2 protein-coding genes are annotated in these 634 nt (G+C 55.0%); both read left to right on the top strand.

From position 1 onward, the window contains the following. Positions 1 to 541: acyl carrier protein (locus tag NAM01S_RS34645; protein WP_218018503.1), on the top strand; the 541-nt coding region annotated here is incomplete at its 5' end. Further along, positions 541 to 634, top strand: a 94-nt coding sequence (locus tag NAM01S_RS37475) for a polyketide synthase docking domain-containing protein (RefSeq protein ID WP_174554897.1), incomplete at its 3' end; no start/stop codon positions are given. The genes NAM01S_RS34645 and NAM01S_RS37475, both read left to right, overlap by 1 nt.

Below are 634 nucleotides of genomic sequence, written 5' to 3'. Positions count from 1 at the left end.
AACCACCGCTCCACGCAAAACCGCAGATCCTCAAAATATGCTGCACAGGCTCGAAGGTCTGGATGGAGCAGCCAAATACGCCTTGCTTGCGGAGGTCGTCAAAGACCACATTCGGGCCGTCCTCGGTCACGACTCAACAGAAAGTGTTGATCCGCACCGTCCACTAATGGACTTTGGATTCGACTCCCTTACTGCGGTCGAGTTACGCAACCGACTGGGTCGCGCGACTGGACTCCGATTGCCTGTGAGCATGCTTTTCGACCACCCAACAGCGGCGGCGCTGACTTCCCGGTTGAAGGAAATGCTCGAAGCAGGTTCACAGCCTAATTCGGTGCTTTCCGAGTTGGACCGGCTTGAGCGGCTCATCAACGAGGCGCCATCGAACAATGTTGACCGCGCAACAATAATCTCTAAGCTGAATTCGCTGGCAGCCCTGTTCAGCGACAGCGCCCATACAGATATCGGGGTCAGGGAGAGAATCGGCAGCGCAACCCCCGACGAGATCTTCGACTTCATCGACAAGGAACTCGGGCGTAACTAATGTCTGACGAAACAAGACTTTTCGAATACCTGAAACGCGTCACAGCTGACTTGCACGACGCTCGGCAACAGATCAAACAATTGGAGGAGGACC

This window comes from Nocardia amikacinitolerans NBRC 108937 (genome assembly GCF_001612615.1).
Classification (GTDB): Bacteria; Actinomycetota; Actinomycetes; order Mycobacteriales; family Mycobacteriaceae; genus Nocardia; species Nocardia amikacinitolerans.
This window is presented reverse-complemented; position numbering and strand designations above follow the sequence as displayed.